The 18,035-nt window shown below is 65.6% G+C and carries 20 protein-coding genes and 1 riboswitch; of the genes, 11 read left to right on the top strand and 9 right to left on the bottom strand.

Features of this window, described 5'->3' with window-relative positions:
- Nucleotides 1-284 (bottom strand): helix-turn-helix domain-containing protein (locus ACFWB0_RS21535; protein ID WP_378492436.1); only part of this gene is annotated, 284 nt, incomplete at its 3' end.
- A 24-nt stretch (nt 285-308) separates the two neighbouring features.
- Here ACFWB0_RS21535 and tnpA point away from each other — a divergent pair.
- Nucleotides 309-725 (top strand): IS200/IS605 family transposase, encoded by a 417-nt coding sequence (gene tnpA, locus ACFWB0_RS21540; RefSeq protein WP_378492437.1) that lies wholly within the window; start codon nt 309-311, stop codon nt 723-725.
- Nucleotides 726-782: 57 nt separating this feature from the next.
- On the opposite strand, the gene ACFWB0_RS21545 is transcribed toward tnpA, so the two are convergent.
- On the bottom strand, nt 783-974 hold the full coding sequence (locus ACFWB0_RS21545; protein ID WP_378492438.1) for a hypothetical protein: 192 nt from the start codon (nt 972-974) through the stop codon (nt 783-785).
- Nucleotides 975-1,137: 163 nt separating this feature from the next.
- Here ACFWB0_RS21545 and ACFWB0_RS21550 point away from each other — a divergent pair, with 163 nt between their 5' ends.
- Nucleotides 1,138-2,031 carry an SDR family oxidoreductase gene (locus ACFWB0_RS21550; RefSeq protein WP_378492439.1) on the top strand — a complete coding sequence of 298 codons (894 nt, stop codon included), beginning with the start codon at nt 1,138-1,140 and terminating at the stop codon, nt 2,029-2,031.
- Between the two features lie 76 nt (nt 2,032-2,107).
- Here ACFWB0_RS21550 and tatA read toward each other — a convergent pair whose 3' ends face one another.
- Genes tatA through ACFWB0_RS21565 form a run of 3 tightly spaced genes read right to left on the bottom strand, consistent with a single transcriptional unit; the run spans nt 2,108 to nt 4,624 of the window.
- A complete protein-coding gene (gene tatA, locus ACFWB0_RS21555; RefSeq protein ID WP_378492440.1) occupies nt 2,108-2,350 on the bottom strand; it encodes a Sec-independent protein translocase subunit TatA in 243 nt (80 codons plus the stop codon).
- Entirely contained in the window at nt 2,350-3,024 is a 675-nt protein-coding gene (locus tag ACFWB0_RS21560) for a Rid family hydrolase (RefSeq protein ID WP_378492441.1), read from the bottom strand. Before ACFWB0_RS21560 ends, tatA begins: the two co-directional genes overlap by 1 nt.
- A 25-nt stretch (nt 3,025-3,049) precedes the next feature.
- Nucleotides 3,050-4,624 (bottom strand): flavin monoamine oxidase family protein, encoded by a 1,575-nt coding sequence (locus ACFWB0_RS21565; RefSeq protein WP_378492466.1) that lies wholly within the window; start codon nt 4,622-4,624, stop codon nt 3,050-3,052.
- 250 nt (nt 4,625-4,874) lie between these two features.
- Between ACFWB0_RS21565 and ACFWB0_RS21570 the strand changes: the two genes are divergently transcribed.
- From ACFWB0_RS21570 to ACFWB0_RS21590, 5 genes are all read left to right on the top strand, one after another.
- Complete coding sequence (locus ACFWB0_RS21570; protein WP_378492442.1) at nt 4,875-6,392, top strand: APC family permease; 1,518 nt, start codon at nt 4,875-4,877, stop codon at nt 6,390-6,392.
- Entirely contained in the window at nt 6,389-7,132 is a 744-nt protein-coding gene (locus ACFWB0_RS21575) for an IclR family transcriptional regulator (RefSeq protein ID WP_378492443.1), read from the top strand. Before ACFWB0_RS21570 ends, ACFWB0_RS21575 begins: the two co-directional genes overlap by 4 nt.
- Nucleotides 7,133-7,166: 34 nt before the next feature.
- A riboswitch (cobalamin riboswitch) is annotated at nt 7,167-7,360 on the top strand.
- 51 nt (nt 7,361-7,411) lie between these two features.
- A complete protein-coding gene (locus ACFWB0_RS21580; protein WP_378492467.1) occupies nt 7,412-8,452 on the top strand; it encodes an ABC transporter substrate-binding protein in 1,041 nt (346 codons plus the stop codon).
- An 86-nt stretch (nt 8,453-8,538) separates the two neighbouring features.
- Nucleotides 8,539-9,501, top strand: coding sequence for a FecCD family ABC transporter permease (locus tag ACFWB0_RS21585; RefSeq protein ID WP_378492468.1), 963 nt, complete (start codon nt 8,539-8,541; stop codon nt 9,499-9,501).
- Complete coding sequence (locus tag ACFWB0_RS21590; RefSeq protein ID WP_378492444.1) at nt 9,498-10,274, top strand: ABC transporter ATP-binding protein; 777 nt, start codon at nt 9,498-9,500, stop codon at nt 10,272-10,274. The genes ACFWB0_RS21585 and ACFWB0_RS21590 overlap by 4 nt, the downstream gene beginning before the upstream one ends.
- 24 nt (nt 10,275-10,298) lie before the next feature.
- Here ACFWB0_RS21590 and ACFWB0_RS21595 read toward each other — a convergent pair whose 3' ends face one another.
- Complete coding sequence (locus tag ACFWB0_RS21595) at nt 10,299-10,559, bottom strand: WhiB family transcriptional regulator (RefSeq protein ID WP_378492445.1); 261 nt, start codon at nt 10,557-10,559, stop codon at nt 10,299-10,301.
- 1 nt (nt 10,560) lies between these two features.
- A complete protein-coding gene (locus ACFWB0_RS21600) occupies nt 10,561-11,985 on the bottom strand; it encodes a short-chain fatty acyl-CoA regulator family protein (RefSeq protein ID WP_378492446.1) in 1,425 nt (474 codons plus the stop codon).
- 144 nt (nt 11,986-12,129) lie between these two features.
- On the opposite strand from ACFWB0_RS21600, the gene prpD reads away from it, so the two are divergent.
- From prpD to ACFWB0_RS21615, 3 genes are read left to right on the top strand one after another with little or no spacing between them, the layout of a single operon-like run.
- Nucleotides 12,130-13,632, top strand: a complete 1,503-nt coding sequence (gene prpD, locus ACFWB0_RS21605; RefSeq protein ID WP_378492447.1) for a 2-methylcitrate dehydratase PrpD — start codon at nt 12,130-12,132, stop codon at nt 13,630-13,632.
- Nucleotides 13,632-14,546 carry a methylisocitrate lyase gene (gene prpB / locus ACFWB0_RS21610; RefSeq protein ID WP_378492448.1) on the top strand — a complete coding sequence of 305 codons (915 nt, stop codon included), beginning with the start codon at nt 13,632-13,634 and terminating at the stop codon, nt 14,544-14,546. Before prpD ends, prpB begins: the two co-directional genes overlap by 1 nt.
- Nucleotides 14,546-15,670 (top strand): bifunctional 2-methylcitrate synthase/citrate synthase, encoded by a 1,125-nt coding sequence (locus tag ACFWB0_RS21615; protein ID WP_378492449.1) that lies wholly within the window; start codon nt 14,546-14,548, stop codon nt 15,668-15,670. The genes prpB and ACFWB0_RS21615 overlap by 1 nt, the downstream gene beginning before the upstream one ends.
- A gap of 105 nt (nt 15,671-15,775) precedes the next feature.
- Here ACFWB0_RS21615 and ACFWB0_RS21620 read toward each other — a convergent pair whose 3' ends face one another.
- Nucleotides 15,776-16,735 (bottom strand): HpcH/HpaI aldolase/citrate lyase family protein, encoded by a 960-nt coding sequence (locus tag ACFWB0_RS21620; RefSeq protein ID WP_378492450.1) that lies wholly within the window; start codon nt 16,733-16,735, stop codon nt 15,776-15,778.
- A gap of 60 nt (nt 16,736-16,795) precedes the next feature.
- Here ACFWB0_RS21620 and ACFWB0_RS21625 point away from each other — a divergent pair, with 60 nt between their 5' ends.
- Nucleotides 16,796-17,308: a flavin reductase family protein gene (locus tag ACFWB0_RS21625; protein WP_378492451.1), complete on the top strand. Its 513-nt coding sequence runs from the start codon at nt 16,796-16,798 to the stop codon at nt 17,306-17,308.
- Nucleotides 17,309-17,314: 6 nt separating this feature from the next.
- Here the strand turns inward: ACFWB0_RS21625 and ACFWB0_RS21630 are convergent, their stop codons facing one another.
- A complete protein-coding gene (locus ACFWB0_RS21630; RefSeq protein WP_378492452.1) occupies nt 17,315-18,025 on the bottom strand; it encodes a GntR family transcriptional regulator in 711 nt (236 codons plus the stop codon).
- Nucleotides 18,026-18,035: the final 10 nt, after the last annotated feature.

Consider the following 18,035-nt stretch of genomic DNA (forward strand, 5'->3'; position numbering starts at 1 on the left):
CGGGAATCGAAGAAATTGGCGTACGCGCGATGCAGGTCCGCCAGCGACTGCTGCAACGGCACCGAGGACACCTCGGCCAGCCACGCCCGTTCGGGAGTCGTTTTCGCGGCGGTCAGCGCCGCCGACAACTCGCCTTTGCTCGGGATCGGCCGGCCCGCCCTGCGGGCGGATTCCCTCGCGGCGAGGGCATCGTTGAATACCACCCGGCAGCACCCGAACAGTCGAGACAGTGCCCTGTGCTGCTCCCCTGTGGGGTAGGCGCGGTAGCGGTATCGCTTGAGCACACCCCGACGATAACTTTTGGTGTCATGGATGAGATTGGGTTTGTCAGATGTGGCAGACACGCAGTGTGGGACTGTCCCGCACATTTGGTGCTCGTCACGAAATATCGGCGTGGCGCGTTCACCGGACCGATCTTGGTGGACTGCGAGCAGATCATGCGGAGAGTCTGCGCGGACTTCGGCTGCGAGCTGCGGGAGTTCTACGGCGAGGATGATCATGTGCACCTGCTGATCGGCTCTCCTGCGACTGTGCAGCTGTCGAAGCTGGTGAATTCGCTCAAGGGTGTGTCATCGCGGCACGTGCGGCGCGATCACGCGGAGCACCTTTCCCGGTACCTGTGGGGTGGACATTTCTGGTCCCGCTCGTATTACTGCGGGACTGCGGGCGGCGCGCCGTTGTCGGTGATTGCCGAGTATGTGAGGTCTCAACGGCGCCCTGAGTGACGGTGATTCACCTCCACCGTGAACGATGGAGCACTCTCACCGAGATCGGTAGAGGCGTCAGTCCTTACTGGTATCGGTTGCAGGTCCCGATGGTGTCGCGCCACCTTCGTCGGTCCATTCGGACGATTCGTCCTCCGTCGACTTCGCGGGATCGGACACGACATCGGACGCCGCGTCGGTCTTCCCCCTGTCGGTGTCGCCCTTCGCCCTGCCGGTGTCGGCCGTTTCCGGAGACTTGTGTTCGCTCACGTCGGTGTCCTTTCGTCAGGGGGCCCATCGTCGGGGGACCCCGTCGTCGGAAATCATGGAACAGCTGCGTGTCCGCATACCCAGGTGTGAACTCCGCGAACCGTGTGTGCTGATGCGTCGGACCGGGTACGAGGAAAAGAGCACCCTACGTCCGGAGGAACCGATGCCCGATCAGTACCGCATGCAGCATCCGGGGGAGCAGTATCCGACGCCACCGCTCGACCGGCAGGAGGAGATCCCGTACCCGGGTCTCACCTCGGAGATGGCGTCGGAGCCCGACCACGGAGAGCGAACGTATCGGGGCAGCGGCCGGCTGGACGGCCGACGCGCTCTCGTCACCGGCGCAGATTCGGGCATCGGTCGTGCCGTCGCCGTGGCGTTTGCGCGAGAAGGCGCCGACGTCGTCGTCAGTTATCTCGATGAGGAGGAGGATGCGCGCCGCACTGCCGCGCTGGTCGAAAAGGCGGGGCGCCGGGCAGTGACAGCACCGGGGGACATCCGGTCCGAGGAGTTCTGCCGCGACTTGATCCGCACGACCGTGTCCGAACTGGGTGGGATCGACATCCTCGTCAACAACGCGGCCTACCAGCACATGGAGCCGGGCGGTATCGCGGACATGACCACCGAGCAGTTCGACCGCGTGATGAAGACCAATCTGTATGCGCTGTTCTGGTTGTGCAAGTACGCGGCAGCGGAGATGCGCCCGGGCTCCACGATCGTGAACACCACCTCGATTCAGGCCGGCAGCCCTTCTCCCGGCCTGCTCGACTACGCGACAAGCAAGGCCGGGATCGTGAACTTCACCAGAGGTCTCGCCGCGGATGTCGCTGCGCAAGGGATACGCGTCAATGCGGTCGCACCCGGACCCATCTGGACTCCGCTCATTCCGGCGACGATGACCCGCGAGGCGTATCAGCAGTTCGGTGCCGACGTTCCCCTCGGCCGTCCGGGGCAGCCGGCCGAACTCGCTCCCTCGTACGTCTTCCTCGCGTCCCAGGAGTCGAGCTACATCACCGGTGGCACCATCGCGGTCACGGGCGGGACGCCCTTCGGCTGATGGGCGGGATGCCCTTCTGCTGACGGGCGGGACGCCCTTCGGCTGACGGGCTCACCGCGTGCCACCGGCATCGCCGTCACTGCAACGCTTTCCCTTCCGTGTTCGCTGCCTGCGTAGTGCTCACGGTCTCGTGCGACGGTTCCGGAATCCGAGTACCGAGAGCCACAGCCTCGTCCGTATGCATCTCGCCGACCTCCGACTTGAGGATCCGCAGCGACCGGCCGAGGCCACGGGCGGCCTCGGGCAGCTTCTTGGACCCGAACAGAACGAGCATGACCACCGCGACGATCGCCCAATGTGCGGGGCTCATCGCGCCCATCAGCCGACCGCCTCGTCTGTGGGATACACCGCGTCGACCTCGACCTCGACGAGCCAGCCCGGGACGGGGAGGCTGCCGACCTCGAGTGCGAACCGGCTCGGACGGGCCTCGTTCCGCTCGAGCGGCGCCGCGGGTTCGGCGGTCCCGAGCGGAACGAGTTCGGTGTCGCCGGTCTCGAGGTTCGTGTTCGCGAAGAATTGGCGGTAGGCGCGGTTCCAGCCGGCGTAGTCGGCCCGATCGGAGCCGGGCGCGTTGTCGAGGAACACTCGCATCGTGGTGACGTCGGCGAGTGTCAGGCCTTGCAATTCGAGGTTGGCTCGAATGTTCTCGAGCACATTGATGCCCTGCGCTTCGGTGATCGTGACGCCCTCCGGTAGCGCACCACCGCTGAACTGCGAGGGGATATACGATTCCGGGCTACCCTGCGGTGCAGCCGAGTTCGATGCGCTCGGGCCGAGACCGCTGGACTTGTAGACGGTCGCGCCGGAACTGATTGTCACGCCCTCGGCAATCATCGGGTTCGTCTCACCGGGTGGGATCACCGCCTGAGCGGCCGCGGTGGTCTCGCTGGGCGCAGCACTGTCGTCACTCTCGGACGAGCAGGCGGTCAGGACGACGGCAGCAGTTGCGAGGCTCGCGGCCAGTGTTGCAGTACGGAAGGTGTTGCGCTTCATGACTTCTCCTGAAGGTCGGTGGTTGTCAGGCCGCTGCGACGCGCTGGTGCAGCGCGGTGACGACGTCGCGGGCGGAAGTGAACGCGCCGTGCTGCCACGCGATCGCGTTCGAGAGATGGTCGCCGGCGAAGTAGATTCGGTCGACAGGCTTCAGCAGCAGCTCGTACTCGGGGGTGGCGCTGTCGCCGTGCCCGTAGCTCGATCCCTTCCAGCTCATCCAGGCCCCTTCGGAGTACTTCATCCGGCGCCAGCTTCCGGAGAACGAGGAGGCGATGTCGCGGCCGTACTTGTCGCCGTGGATCGTCATGCCCTCGGCGACCGCCTTCGCCAGACGTTGTTCGTGAGTGAGGGACTCGAAGGCGAGGTGCCGTCGGCCGCTGGTGTAGTACCCGACGACGACACCGCGGTCCGAGCCGTAGTGGTCGTACGGGAACATGATCTGGCTGATGTCCTTGTCGGTGTTCGATGCCCCGCCGTAGATGCGGTCCTCGGTTTCCCACCAGCGGCGGGTGTACTCGATTCCGAGTTTGCCGCCGGAGGCGGGCACGGCCGCGGTCAGGGCGTTCAGGACATCGGCGGGCAGGTTGTTGTCGAAGCGCCCGATCAGGTTCGGCGGGACCGTGCAGATGCAGTAGTCGGCGGTGATCGACTTGCGCGAACCGTTCTGCGTGTAGGCCACGGTGACCCCCTCGGGGACGTTCTTCATCGACGTCACCTCCGCACCGAACTGGATCTTGTCGGCGCCGATCTTCTCCTGGAATGCGTAATAGATGCGGTCCATGCCGCCGACCGGCGTCATCATGATCGTGGCCTGGTCGTAACCGAACTCGAAGCTGATGTTGCGGCCGAGTCCGGAGCGGATGACATCGGGCATCGCGAACGGCTCGGTCCTGGTGCCGAAGTTCAGGCCGGCGCCGGGCTCGTCGGAGAACCCGCGACGCGACGACCCGATGTAGCGTCCGTCGCTGGACAGATCGCCGAAATCGCTGAGGAACTCCGACAGTGCGTCCTTGTCGTCGGGGGACAACACGTCGTCCAGTGCGCCTCTCGACGCCGCCTTGTGCAGCAGCTCCGACATGTAGCCGAAGGTGTCGGCTTTCGCGGCGCGATACTGGACCGACTGCCCCGAGAGTGGGGTGTCGCTCTGATAGTTGACGAGCGTGTTCGCGTTCTGGTTGCCGAACGGCTGGATCTCCACGCCGAGTTCGTGGCAGTAATCGAGGGCGATGTGACTCTGCGGAATGCGCGTGGCACCGAGGTTGTAGTAGTGCCCATCGGCGAACGTGCAGGTCTGGGTCTGTCCACCGATCTCGGTTTCCGTGGTGCCGCCTCGCACCGAGTAGACGCGCCCACCCGGCCGGGTGCGTGCCTCGAGGACCGTCACGTCGTAGCCGGCCTTACCGAGTTCGTAGGCTGTGCACAGGCCCGCGGGTCCGCCACCGAGTACGACCACGGACTGCGAGCCGGGTGCCTTTCCGATGAGGTCGCCCATCGCGGGAGCCTGAAACCGGCTGGGGGCTCCCACCGCCGGCGCGAGACCGAGTGTGGACATCGCCCCGTAGGCCAGCCCGACGCCGCCGGTCATGCCCAGGCCTCGCATGAATGATCTTCTGGTGACGCTCACTTCGTGTCTCCCATCGCCCTGTTGCTGTCGGGACCAATCGTGGAGTGGACGTGATTCCGGATCGATACGGCGACGCAACGGTTACGCGGCGGCGAGTGGGAACGATCGGACGGCGGCTTCTCACTCGGATCGGCGACGCACGACTCACGCCCGAAACACTCGGGAAACACATTGTGGCTAGGTTCTGCGAGGCCGGTGTCGAGCTCACCGGAAAGAGGGAGGTGTCATGACCGAGACATCTGCATTGGCGGATGCCATCGCGCGGTCGTTCGCGTCTCGAGAACCTCGGCATGCCGCCGTCTCGCCCCTCCATGCGCTCGGCCGCAGACAGCTGTCGGGTTGGGAGGTTCTCGCTCAATCCGTCGCCACCACAGCGCCGGCAGCCTCCATGGTGCTGCTGCCCCTCACGATGCTGACCCACCAGGCGCTGGCCTCGGGTCTGATCGCGATTGTCGTGGCGACGGTCTTCGTCACGATGATCGCCTGGTGCACCACACAGTTCACTCGGCGGATGGTCGCGTCCGGGGGCTTCTACGCGTTCGTCGCGAAGGGCCTCGGTACACGCGCTGCTCTGGCCGCCGGCATAGCGATGGCTGTGAAGTATCTGGTCAGTGGAGCGTTGAGTCTGTATTCCGGCGGGCTGGCGGTGATCACCATCGCGGCCCTGTGCGGGATCGAGATCCGTGGTCCCGCGACCCTCGCGGTATACCTGGTGATCGCTGCGGTGATTCTTGTCGCGCTGCTGCGCGGTGTTCGGTTCGCGGCACTCGCGATCCTCGTGATCGAGGTCTGCTCACTGGTTTTCATCATCGGGCTGATGATGGTGTCCGGTGTGGAATCGACGCCACTGCAACCGCTTCCTGAGGGCGGCTCCGGAATGTGGCTTCCCGTCGTCCTCGCTGCCCTGTTCGCCTTGGCCGGCTTCGAGAGTGCGACGTTCATCGGACCCGAAGCGCGGCGCCCGATGGTCACCGTCACCCGTACTGTGCTCGCCACTCCGATCATCTGCGGAACCCTGTTCGTATTCGCCGGATGGGCCGCCTGGAGCGGGCACGCCGACACCCTGGTCGGGGCATACCTGCACGGCACGTCGACCGGTGTGAACCCGGCGGTGGTTGCGTTGCTGCACATCGGGATGTGCTGCTCGTGGCTTGCCTCCTCGATGGCCTCGTCGAATGCCGCATCGAGACTGCTGTATTCGATGGGCGTCGAAGGTGTCCTGCCCAGAGCGTTCGGGGTGGTGCACAGCGGATTGCGCACTCCGTGTGTTGCGCTCGTCGCTGCAGTGTCGGTCCTCGCGCTCGTCGCGTCGGCTCTTGCCGCAGTCGGCGCCAGACCGGACTGGATCAACGTCACGTTGCGCGTCGCACTGCTGATCGCCTATGTCCTGGTAGCAGCCTCGGCGGTGGCGTTCCTCTCCCGGATCCGGGAGTCGACGCCGGCGATCGCCCGGATAGGTTGCCTCGGAGCCGCTATCGGCGTCGCGGCGATCGGATTCATCGTCGCGGATCACATACTGGACGGCCGGTTCGCAGGACTCGTCGCCGTCGTTGCTGTTCCGGTGAGTGCGACGCTCTGGTATCGATATCTGAGCCGTGCGCGCCCGGCGAGTCTCGCCGCTGTCGGGATATTCGACAGTCCCGGTTCGGAAGACGTGCTCCCCGGTTCGGGCGCATTCGCCGAGAACGCTCGAGGCGACATGGCTCTCGTCGGTGTCGACCATCCGGGTGCGGAGCAGCGATGAGTGTCGGCTCGGGAGGGCATGAGCCGCGAGCCGTTCAACGCGCCCTCGCGATGCTCGAGGCCGTCGCCACTCTCGGTGCGGGCGCGTCGGCGCGAGACATCGCGACACTGACCGGCACCCCGCCTGCGACCGCATACCGGCTCCTCAACCTCCTCGTGGCCGACGGGTATCTCGTGCGTGTGGAGGACCTATCGGGTTTCGCGCTCGGGTGCCGGATCCGCGAACTCGCCTCTGCCGCGCCCGATCCGTTGCAACACGTCGACTCGGGCCCCGTCGTCGAAGAGTTGCGGAGCCGGACTCGGTACGGCATCTACCTCGCCTCCTACAGCGGTGGGCGAGTACACCTGGTGGATCGCGACCCCGACCACGAACTGCCCGGCGAATCGACGTGGACGACGCACCTGCATGCGTCGGCGATCGGCAAGTTGCTTCTGGCGCAGCGGCCCGAACTGATCGGCACCGGCCGACTTCGCCGCGTCACCGAGCGCACCAAGATCGAGCCGTCGGAACTGGCGGCGGAACTGCGGGGCGTCCAGGATTCGGATGCTGCGTACGAGGTCGACGAGAGTCGTATCGGGCGGACCGCACTCGCCGTGCCCGTGCGTTCGAGCGACGGACGACTCACCGGAGCGTTGACGGCCACAGGACGCACCGGAAGGCTCGACGTGAATGATTCGGACGTCTGGGAGCTGCTGCGGTCGTACGCCTCTTTGCTTCGGGAGTCACGAGCCGTCCTCTGATCACGAGCGGACCGAGGTGGACGAGGCATCCACGTGTTCGGAGGCCGAGGCCGGTCTTGTACTGTTCGAACCGACGTAGGGAACACCGGTGCGAATCCGGGGCTGTCCCGCAACTGTCACCGAGGAGCGATTCCCCAATTCATGGTCACGGCCCGCACGGGTTGGAAGGCCGGGGGAGAGCGTCGATCCGGGAGCCAGGACACCTGCGCCGACCGAGGCAACACCACGAGGATGGACATGAACACTCCGATATTCGCCGCCCGCACGGGGCGGCCCACAATGCTGCGTGTCGGTGTCGCACTCATCGCTGCGGCGATGACCGTGGCAGGTTGCTCGTCGAGCGACACCGAGACCGATACCACCGAGCAGGACATCACCGCGTCGTCGACGTCGAACTACCCGCTGAGCATCGAAAACTGCGGGCGCACCGTCACGATCGATGGGCCTCCCCGGCGGGCTGTGTCGCTCAACCAGGGGTCGACGGAGATCCTGCTGTCGCTCGGCCTGGCCGACCGCATGGTCGGCACCGCGACCTGGACCGACCCGGTGCGCGAGAACCTCGCGGCCGAGAACGAGAAGGTCCCGCGCCTCGCCGACAACAATCCTTCCTTCGAGGTCGTGCTCGACACCGAACCCGACTTCGTGTCGGCTTCCTTCGGGGGCACCCTCGGCGAGGGCGGAGTCGCGACATCGGAGCAGTTCGAGCAGATCGGGGTCCCGTCGTACCTGTCGCCCACCGACTGCGACGGCAAGGACGACGACAGCGTCAACTCCGACGGCAACCGCACCGAACCCCTGACGATGGAGTCGGTGTACAAGGAGATCCGCGAACTCGCCGCGATCTTCGACGTAGCCGAGCGTGGAGAAGATTTCGTCGCCGAACTCGAGCAGCGGTACGAGGTCGCTGCGGGCGAGATCGATGCCTCCGGAGCGTCGCTCGCGTACTGGTTCGCCGACACCGCCACCCCGTACGTTGCGGGCTGCTGCGGATCATCGGGCATCATCACCGACTCCGTCGGTGCGAAGAACGTGTTCGACGACACCACGAACGAGTGGCCGCAGGTGAGCTGGGAATCGATCCTCGACCGTGATCCCACGGCACTGGTGCTCGGCGATCTGAGCCGGCGCAGCATCGCGGGCGACGCACTCGACAGCAAGATCGAATTCCTCGAATCGAATCCGGTCACCCAGCGTCTGACAGCTGTGCAGAACCAGCGGTACATCGTCGTCAACGGTGCCGACATGAACCCGTCGATCCGCACGATCGACGGGATCGAGAAGGTGGCCGGCGCTCTGCGCGAGTGGAACCTCGCGGGTTGATGGTGTCGGCGACGAAAGACCGGTCGCCTGCCGAACGTACCCCGGTCGCAGCGGTCGTCGTCGTGGTCGGGCTCGCGGTACTGGCGATGTCGATCGCTGCGACGGTCACGATCGGCCCCGCCGAACTCTCTGTGTCGGACGTGTACGCGGTCATCTTCGATCGGATCGGTCTGGCGGACAGTTCGGTGAGCGCGATCCGCGAAGGGATCGTGTGGGAGTTGCGACTGCCGCGGACCCTGCTGGCCGCGGTGTGCGGAGCGGGTCTCGCGGTGTGCGGTGTGATCATGCAGTCGTTGCTGCGCAACCCGCTGGCGGATCCGTTCGTCCTGGGTATCTCGTCCGGCGCATCGACCGGCGCTGTGATGGTCGCGGTGCTGGGTATCGGCGGCGGTGCCGTGTCGCTGTCGAGTGGTGCGTTCCTGGGTGCGCTTGCGTCGTTCGCGCTCGTGCTGCTGCTCGCCACCGGCGCAGGGGGCGGGACCTCACGTGTCGTACTGGCGGGTGTTGCAGGAACACAACTGTTCTCGGCGTTGACATCGTTCATCGTCATCTCGTCTGCCGATGCCGAGCGCACCCGTGGGGTGCTTTTCTGGTTGCTGGGGTCGCTGTCCGGCGCTACGTGGAGTGACGTCGCCCTGTGCGGTGCCGTGTGCGGGCTGGGCATCGTGGTGTGCATGCTCCGGGCGTCCGCGCTCGATGCGTTCACCTTCGGCTCGTCGACCGCCGCGACGCTCGGGATCTCGGTGGGACGCACCCGGCTGATGTTCCTGTTGGTGACCGCTCTGATCACCGCCGTGCTGGTCAGCGCCGCGGGAGCGATCGGGTTCGTCGGTCTCGTCCTACCGCACGCCGCACGATTCCTGGTGGGCCCCCGGCACAGTCACCTCGTACCCGTCACCGCTGTGGTGGGTGCGGTGTTCATGGTGTGGGTGGATGCGGTGGCCCGCACCGTGTTCGCACCGCAGGAGATACCGGTGGGTGTGGTGACCGCTCTGATCGGTGTGCCGGCCTTTGCGCTGATCCTGTTCCGTACGAGGAGTACGCCGTGACACTGTCCGTGCAGTCGCTGCGATGGAGCCGCGGTGGGAATCTCGTCATCGACGACGTGACGATCGATCCCGTGCAGGGCGAGACGATCGGGCTGCTCGGACCGAACGGCTCGGGCAAGTCGTCGCTGCTGCGCCTGCTCGCCGGCATCGATCGTCCCGACCGAGGCGCGGTGACTCTCGACGGAACCGACATCGGCAGTCTCGGTCGCAGGGATCTCGCGCGCAGGGTCGCGATGGTCGGTCAGCACGCGCACACCGAAGTCGACATCCGGGTACGAGATGTTGTGAGGCTCGGTCGAATTCCGCACTCCGACGTCTTCGGACGTGACGAGGGCGGAACGGACGCCATCGAGCGCGCGCTCGCGGTGACGGGGATGGTCGAGTTCGCCGACCGGCTGTGGCGCTCGATGTCGGGTGGAGAGCGGCAGCGAGCGCAGATCGCCCGCGCCCTCGCGCAGGAACCCGAGGAACTGCTACTGGACGAGCCGACGAACCATCTCGACATCCAGCATCAGCTCGACATCCTCGAACGGGTCGCGGCGCTGCCGGTCACCAGCTACGTGGCGCTACACGATCTCAATCTCGCGGCGATGTTCTGCGACCGGGTCGTGGTGCTCTCGCATGGTCGTATCGTTGCGCACGGCACTCCGTCCGCGGCACTGACCGCAGACCTGATCGAGAAGGTCTACGGGGTGCACGCGACGGTAACGGTCGACGACGGGGCGCCTGCGATCCGCTATCGCAGGTTGCGCAGCTCCGTTGCCCGTGCGTGATTCTGGTAGTCCTGGATGTCGAGATCACGCACGGGTGAGTGATTTTCTTTCCCGTTCCGAGGTGCCACCCCAGATCCCGAACTGTTCGCCGGTGTCGACCGCGTACCGCAGGCACTCGTCGACGACGGAGCAACCGGAGCAGATCTGCTTGGCGTGGTTCTCACGGCGCGACCGCTCCGTGGGCGTTTCGGCGTCCGGTCCGAAGAACGGCGACGGGCCGAAGAACCGGCAGTCGGCCTGCGCCCACCAGTGGACATCGGGATCGAGATGTCGTTCGTTGCCCATCTCACCGGCTCTCCGAGGCCGAGTACGGAACGAGTCCCGCGTTGTTCTCGTCGATCCGGATGGTGCGGCCCAGATGTGGGAACGCCCGCTGGGTGCAGGACGGACGGTCGCACACCTTGCAGCCCGCGCCGATCGGTGTGGTCGTGTCAGGATCGTCGAGACGCAACCCTCTCGAGTAGACGAGTTTGTCGGCGTAACCGAGATCGCAGCCGAGGCCGATCGCGAAATCCCTTGTGGCGGCGAGATACCCGGGCGTTGCTTCATGGGTGGTGCGGGCGATCCAGAGGTAGGTGCGGCCGTCCGGCATCTGAGACACCTGCGTCAGGATGCGACCCGGTGATGTGAACGCATCGTGCACAACCCACAGCGGACAGCTACCGCCCACACGGGAGAAGTGGAAAGCGGTGGCGGACTGCCGCTTCGAGATGTTTCCGGCGCGGTCGGTGCGGACGAAGAAGAACGGCACCCCGCGCTGCCCGGGTCGTTGCAGTGTCGACAGCCGGTGGCACACGGTCTCGAAGCCCACCTCGAACTTCGCGCCGAGAAGATCGATGTCGTAGCGCAGGGCCTCGGCGGAGCGAAGGAACTGGGTGTACGGCAGGATCAGCGCGCCGGCGAAGTAGTTGGCCAGGCCGACGCGAGCAAGGGCCCGTGAGCGTTCGGGCAGTGCGTCGGCACCTGCGACGATCGCGTCGATGGTGTCGGCGTGTGCGATGAACGCGAGCTGAGTCGCCAGCTGGAATGCGCGTTGGCCGGGGGTGAGGCGTCGCGCGAGGGTCAGGACCTTCGCGACCGGGTCGTACGACCGTTTCGGTCCGATGCGGTCGGGTTCGTCGGTGCGGATGGTCACGGTGATGCCGTGTTCGTCGTGCAGCAGGCTGCTCAGCTGCAGATCGAGCCCGCCCACTGTCAGTCCGCGGCTGGTGAACAGTTCCTCGGCAGCATCGTCGAGTCCGGCGATATGGTTGCGGCGGTCGTAGAAGAAGTCGCGGACCTCCTCGTAGGGGGTCGTTGCGGTCTGGTCGGCGACGACTCCCGGATCGCCCGGGGCGAGCTGCTCGAGCTGTTCTGTAGCGCCGCGCAGTCGGCGGTGCAGCGACACCAGTGCGCGTGCTGCAAACGGAGTGCGCGACAACAGTTCGTCGATCTCGGCGGCGGAGACCGCAGTGGTGTCGGGGTTCTCCGCGAGCACCTCCTGGAGGTCCGCGAGGAGACGGGCGTCGGTGTCGGCAGCGAAGAACACCATGTCGAGGTCGAACATCGAGTTCAAGCGCAGCAGTACCGGCACGGTGAGGGGACGGTGGTCGTTCTCGAGCTGGTTGACGTAGCTGGTGGACAACCCGAGCGTGGTCGCGAGCGCGGTCTGGGTCATCCCGCGTTCCTCCCGCAGGCGGCGCAGACGGGCCCCGGCGTACATCTTCTGCATGGGTGCGAATCTAGCATCCTGACCTTACGCAATCTTCGCAAATTTGCTCGATGTGTTCCGCAAAAATAGTCATTTGCAAGGCATTTCCAACTTTGTTAATCCTGCGTAGCGTGCAAACCGAAGCGCCGACGTTCGGAGGATCCAGTGAAGACACATCTCGTACGCACCCATCGGTCCGCGGAAGAATTTCCGAAGGAAGGGCACCTTGCGTGGCGGATCGCGGAGGTTGCGACCGACCCGGTCGAGGTTCCGGACGACACCGCAGACATGATCGTCAACCGCATCATCGACAACGCCGCGGTCGCCGCCGCGTCGCTGACCCGCCGGCCCGTGTCGAACGCGCGTGCCCAGGCCCGAACGCACCCGTACACCCCGGGTTCGACGGTGTTCGGGGTCGGCGGCACCTACTCGCCGGAGTGGGCGGCGTGGGCGAACGGGGTCGCGGTGCGCGAGCTCGACTTCCACGACACCTTCCTCGCTGCCGAGTACTCCCATCCGGGCGACAACATCCCGCCGATCCTCTCGGTGGCCCAGCACGCCGGACGTAGCGGTGCCGAGTTGATCCGAGGCCTCGCCACCGGCTACGAGATCCAGGTCGACCTGGTCCGTTCGATCTGCTTGCACGAACACAAGATCGACCACGTCGCGCATCTCGGCCCGTCCGCCGCAGCCGGCATCGGGACACTCCTCGGGCTCGACACCGAGACCGTGTATCAGGCCATCGGACAGGCCCTGCACACGACGACGGCCACGCGTCAGTCCCGCAAGGGCGAGATCTCCAGCTGGAAGGCCTACGCTCCCGCTTTCGCGGGCAAGATGGCCGTCGAGGCCGTCGATCGTGCCCTTCGCGGCGAGGGCGCCCCGTCTCCCATCTGGGAGGGTGAGGACGGTGTGATCGCATGGCTGCTCGGCGGCCCGAAGGTCGAGTACAACGTGCCGTTGCCGGCACCCGGAGAGGCCAAGCGCGCGATCCTCGACACGTACACCAAGGAACACTCGGCCGAGTACCAGAGCCAGGCTCCGATCGATCTCGCTCGCCGCATGCGAGAGCGCATCGGCGACCTCGAACAGATCGAGTCGATTGTGCTGCACACCAGCCATCACACCCATGTCGTGATCGGTACCGGCTCGAACGATCCTCAGAAGTTCGACCCACACGCGTCCCGCGAAACTCTGGACCACTCCGTGATGTACATTTTCGCGGTCGCATTGCAGGACGGTGTGTGGCACCACGAACGTTCCTACGCACCCGAGCGTGCGCAGCGTCCCGACACGATCGCGCTCTGGAACAAGATCTCCACCGCAGAGGACCCCGAGTGGACGCGCCGGTACCACTCCACCGACCCCGCGGAAAAGGCATTCGGTGCTCGCGCCGAGGTCACGCTGAAGAACGGCGAGGTCATCGTGGACGAACTCGCCATCGCGGACGCCCACCCGCTCGGTGCGCGTCCGTTTGCTCGCGACCAGTACATCGAGAAGTTCCGTATCCTCGCCCAGGGTGTCGTCGAGGTGTCCGAGCAGGACCGCTTCCTCGACACCGCGCAGCGTGTCGCAGACCTGCAGGCCGGTGAACTGGGTGGTCTCACCTTCACCGTCACCGACGACGTGCTCGCACGGGCACCGAAGCTGCCGAAGGGCCTGTTCTGATGACGGGACTGATCGCTGCCTCCACCACTCCGGCGGACAAGCGCATCGTCTTCCGGAAGGGCCTCGAATCGGGCACCATCACGCGTCTTCCCGGCGCGATCAATCCGCTGACGGCCAAGCTCGTCCAGGAGATCGGTTTCGAGGGCGTCTACATCTCCGGCGGAGCCTTTTCCGCAGGGTTGGCGCTGCCGGACATCGGGTTGACGACGCTGACCGAGGTCACCGCACACAGCGCGCAGATCGCGCGGGTCACCGACCTGCCGGTGTTCGTGGACGCCGACACCGGCTTCGGTGAGCCCATGAGCGCCGCTCGAACCGTCACCGTGCTCGAAGACGCCGGTGTCGCCGGTCTGCACCTCGAAGATCAGATCAACCCGAAGCGGTGCGGTCACCTCGACGGCAAGGCCCTCGTCGGCACCGACGAGATGGTGCGTCGTCTGCGCGCCGCGGTATCGGCTCGCCGAGACCCGAACTTCGTGATCTGCGCCCGTACCGACGCCGCAGGAATCGAAGGTATCGATGCGGCGATCGATCGCGCCACGGCCTACGCGGAGGCAGGGGCCGATCTGATCTTCACCGAAGCTCTCCACACCACAGCCGATTTCGAGAAGTTCCGGGCGGCAGTCGACGTTCCGTTGCTCGCGAACATGACCGAGTTCGGCAAGTCGCAGCTGATCCCCGCACAGGTTCTGGAGAAGATCGGCTACAACGCGGTGATCTACCCGGTGACCACTCTGCGGTTGGCCATGGGTGCCATCGAGAAGGGGCTGCGGGTCATTCATGAGGAGGGAACGCAGGAGACCCTGCTCGACGAGATGCAGACACGCTCGCGGTTGTACGAGATGCTCGAGTACGAGCGCTACAACGAATTCGATTCCGGGATATTCAATTTCACCCTCGACAGGAGTCAGTGATGACAGACACCGCTGTTCCGACGATCTACAAGGGTCTGGCCGGCGTCGTCGTCGACACCACCGCGATCTCCAAGGTGGTGCCAGAGACGAACTCCCTGACATATCGCGGCTACGCCGTACAGGATCTGGCCGCGCACTGCAGTTTCGAACAGGTGGCATACCTCCTGTGGAACGGTGAGTTACCGACCGATGCGGAACTGACGTTGTTCATGCAACGCGAACGCTCCGAACGTCGGGCCGATCGGTCGCTGCTCGCGCTCGTCGCGAAGCTGCCGGAGAGCTGCCACCCGATGGACGTGGTGCGGACCGCGATCAGCTACCTCGGTGCCGAGGATCCGGCGGAGGCCGACAGCACTCCCACCGCGAATCGCGCCAAGTCTCTGCGCATGATGGCGGTGCTGCCGACGATCGTCGCGGCGGACCATCGCCGTCGCCGCGGCCTCGATCCGATCCCACCGCACCATTCGCTGGGGTTCGCCGAGAACTTCCTGAACATGTGCTTCGGATCTGTGCCGGAACCCGAGATCGTCAAGGCCTTCGAGGTGTCGCTGATCCTGTACGCGGAGCACAGTTTCAACGCGTCCACGTTCGCGGCCCGCGTGGTGACCTCGACGATGTCCGACATCTACAGCGCCGTGACCGCCGCGATCGGCGCACTCAAGGGGCCGCTGCACGGTGGCGCCAACGAGGCTGTCATGCACGACATGCTCGAGATCGGCGAACCGGAGCGTGCCGAGGAGTGGATGCGCGGCAAGCTCGCTCGCAAGGACAAGGTGATGGGCTTCGGTCACCGCGTCTACAAGAGCGGTGATTCGCGCGTTCCGACGATGCGGCAGGCGTTCCGCGACGTTGCTGCCCACACCGACGGCGACAAGTGGGTGCGCATGTACGACGTCCTCGAGAAGACGATGGGTGACGCCACCGGGATCGAGCCGAACCTCGACTTTCCCACCGGACCTGCGTATTACCTGATGGGCTTCGACATCGAGGTGTTCACACCGATCTTCGTCATGAGCCGCATCACCGGCTGGACTGCGCACATCATCGAGCAGAGTGAATCCAACGCGCTGATTCGTCCGCTCAGCGAATACACGGGTGTTCCGCAGCGGTCCGTTGTGGCCTGACACTCGCACAGCGGCGCCCCCGGGCTGTTTCCGTCACCGTCTCCTGTCCCGGGGGCGCGCTTCCGAGGTAACCCGCACCGACGACCCGGTGCGGGTTACTTCGCGTCATTCCGGAGGTTGCCACACCGACGTTCGCGTCATGCCCGCCGCGCGTCCCTTGCCGGAGATCACCAGTGCCATCTTGCGAGAGGCTTCGTCGATCATCTCGTCGCCGAGCATCGCCGCGCCGCGGGACCCACCCGCTTCGGACGTGCACCATTCGTACGCGTCGAGGATGTTCTCGGCATGGTCGTAATCGTCCTGGCCGGGGTTGAAGATCTCGTTGACCACGTCGACCTGCGAGGGATGCAGCACCCATTTGCCGTCGAAGCCGAGTGCGGCGGCTCGGCCTGCCACACGTCCGAGACCATCGAGGTCCTTGATCGCGAGGTACGGGCCGTCTATGGCCTGCTTACCGTGGGCGCGGGCCGCCATGAGGATCGACATGAGGATGTGGTGGTAGGCATCGCCCACGTCGTATCCGGGTGGTTGCTCGCCGACGACGAGTGACTTCATGTGGATCGACGCCATGAAATCGGCGGGTCCGAAGACGAGCGTTTCGATTCGCGGGCTCGCCTGTGCGATGGCATCCAAAGCGATGAGCCCCGAAGCAGTTTCGATCTGGACTTCGATTCCGATCCGGCCGACCTCGAGCCCGACCGACTTCTCGATCTGGGTCAGGAGCAGGTCGAGCGCACGCACCTGTGTGGCGTCCTGCACCTTGGGGAGCATGATGCAGTCCAGGTTCGTGCCCGCGCCTTCGACGACGTCGACGACGTCGCGGTAGGTCCAGGGTGTGGTCCAGTCGTTGACGCGCACCGTCCGGATCTTGTCGCCGAACCCGCCCGCATTGAGGGATTCGACGATGATCTCGCGGCCGGCGGCCTTGGCGTTCGGTGCGCAGGCATCCTCGAGGTCGAGGAACAGCGCATCCACGGACAACCCGCGGGCCTTGTCGATCATCTTGGGGTTCGATCCGGGAACCGCGAGGGTGCTGCGCCTCGGGCGGATGGTGCGGGTGCTCATAGGACACCTTTCGTATATCGAGACTGTACTGATGTATCTGATTGTGATTAATATACGTTTGTGTCCACGACTTCAACCCCGAGCCGTTTCACTGCTGCTTTCCGTGCGCACCCGGCAGGTGTCGCGCTCGTCACCGCAGACGCGGGAGCCGGGCCGGTGGCGCTCACGGCCACGTCGGTGGCATCGGTGAGCGCCGATCCGCCGATGCTGATGTTCTCCGTCTCCGACGCCTCGTCGAGCTCGCCGACGGTTGCCGCGGCCGACACCGTCGTAGTGCACCTACTCGCGGCGGAACAGCTGCACCTGGCGAAACTCGGCGCCACCAGCGGGATCGACAGGTTCGCCGACGCCTCCCTCTGGGAGAGGATGCCTACCGGGGAGGTGTGCTTTCGCGATGCTCATACCCGGATCCGTGCCCGGGTGGTGGAACGGCTGAGGGTCGGCACCTCGTCGGTGATGGTTGTCGAGGCGCTGGATATCGAAGGATTCGGGACCGATTCCGGGTCGACCGCTCCACTGGTCTATCACGACCGCGGGTGGCACAGTCTGGGCGACCATTCGCGGATCGAGTAGGCGACGCTACTTCAGGGGCGTGCCGTTGCGGGTGGCCTGGGCGATGTAGGTGCTCAGCATCTGTGATGCTCCGGCGAAGTGCTGCTCGGTGATGCGCCGTGCCTCGGCTCCGTCGCCACGCGCGAGTGCCCCGATGAGGGCATCGTGTTCGTCCAGGCTGCAGGGAACACGCTCGGGGAAGAGTTCGAAGTATCGCTGCGGGATCATGCGTCCGGCGTCGCCGAGCATTCCCTGCAGGCGCGTCGACCCGCACGATTTGTTGATCTCGCGGTGGAACAGCCAGTTGAGCGTGGCGATGTCGTCGCCGGAGGCTGCGGTCACGCGGATCTCGCGATGCAGCTCACGTACGCGAAGAAGCTGTTGGTGGGTGATCCGACCCGCGGCCCACTGCGATGCGACTCCGGACAGGGCCGCCATCAGCGCGAAGTTCTCGACGATCGTCTCGGGGGAGACCCCGATGACGGTGATGCCGCTGCGCTGTGCGACGCGGACCAGGCCTTCCTGTGCAAGGGCCAAGCAGGCCTCCCGTACCGGAGTGCGGCTCGTCCCGAACTCCTCCGCGACGGCGTCCAGGTCTATGCGGTCGTTGGGGGAGAGATCGCCGGACAGGATCCGATGACGTAGCGCAGCGCGCACGCGTTCACGGCCCGTCTGCTTCGGCGATGTCTCGTCCGATGTCTCGCCGACGATCCACGGACCCCGGTCGGTCTCCGTCATCGCGACCCCT

This window comes from Rhodococcus sp. NPDC060086 (assembly GCF_042730275.1).
In the GTDB taxonomy this organism is placed as follows: domain Bacteria; phylum Actinomycetota; class Actinomycetes; order Mycobacteriales; family Mycobacteriaceae; genus Rhodococcus.

Excerpts from the sequence above, each read along its gene's own strand:
- tnpA (WP_378492437.1), top strand. The coding sequence starts at position 309 with ATGGATGAGATTGGGTTTGTCAGATGTGGCAGACACGCAGTGTGGGAC.
- ACFWB0_RS21620 (WP_378492450.1), bottom strand. The coding sequence starts at position 16,735 with ATGAGCACCCGCACCATCCGCCCGAGGCGCAGCACCCTCGCGGTTCCC.
- ACFWB0_RS21585 (WP_378492468.1), top strand. The coding sequence starts at position 8,539 with ATGTCGATCGCTGCGACGGTCACGATCGGCCCCGCCGAACTCTCTGTG.
- prpB (WP_378492448.1), top strand. The coding sequence starts at position 13,632 with ATGACGGGACTGATCGCTGCCTCCACCACTCCGGCGGACAAGCGCATC.
- ACFWB0_RS21560 (WP_378492441.1), bottom strand. The coding sequence starts at position 3,024 with ATGAAGCGCAACACCTTCCGTACTGCAACACTGGCCGCGAGCCTCGCA.
- ACFWB0_RS21570 (WP_378492442.1), top strand. The coding sequence starts at position 4,875 with ATGACCGAGACATCTGCATTGGCGGATGCCATCGCGCGGTCGTTCGCG.
- ACFWB0_RS21580 (WP_378492467.1), top strand. The coding sequence starts at position 7,412 with ATGCTGCGTGTCGGTGTCGCACTCATCGCTGCGGCGATGACCGTGGCA.
- ACFWB0_RS21595 (WP_378492445.1), bottom strand. The coding sequence starts at position 10,559 with ATGGGCAACGAACGACATCTCGATCCCGATGTCCACTGGTGGGCGCAG.
- tatA (WP_378492440.1), bottom strand. The coding sequence starts at position 2,350 with ATGGGCGCGATGAGCCCCGCACATTGGGCGATCGTCGCGGTGGTCATG.
- ACFWB0_RS21565 (WP_378492466.1), bottom strand. The coding sequence starts at position 4,624 with ATGCGAGGCCTGGGCATGACCGGCGGCGTCGGGCTGGCCTACGGGGCG.
- ACFWB0_RS21550 (WP_378492439.1), top strand. The coding sequence starts at position 1,138 with ATGCCCGATCAGTACCGCATGCAGCATCCGGGGGAGCAGTATCCGACG.
- ACFWB0_RS21615 (WP_378492449.1), top strand. The coding sequence starts at position 14,546 with ATGACAGACACCGCTGTTCCGACGATCTACAAGGGTCTGGCCGGCGTC.
- ACFWB0_RS21630 (WP_378492452.1), bottom strand. The coding sequence starts at position 18,025 with ATGACGGAGACCGACCGGGGTCCGTGGATCGTCGGCGAGACATCGGAC.
- ACFWB0_RS21575 (WP_378492443.1), top strand. The coding sequence starts at position 6,389 with ATGAGTGTCGGCTCGGGAGGGCATGAGCCGCGAGCCGTTCAACGCGCC.
- ACFWB0_RS21600 (WP_378492446.1), bottom strand. The coding sequence starts at position 11,985 with ATGCAGAAGATGTACGCCGGGGCCCGTCTGCGCCGCCTGCGGGAGGAA.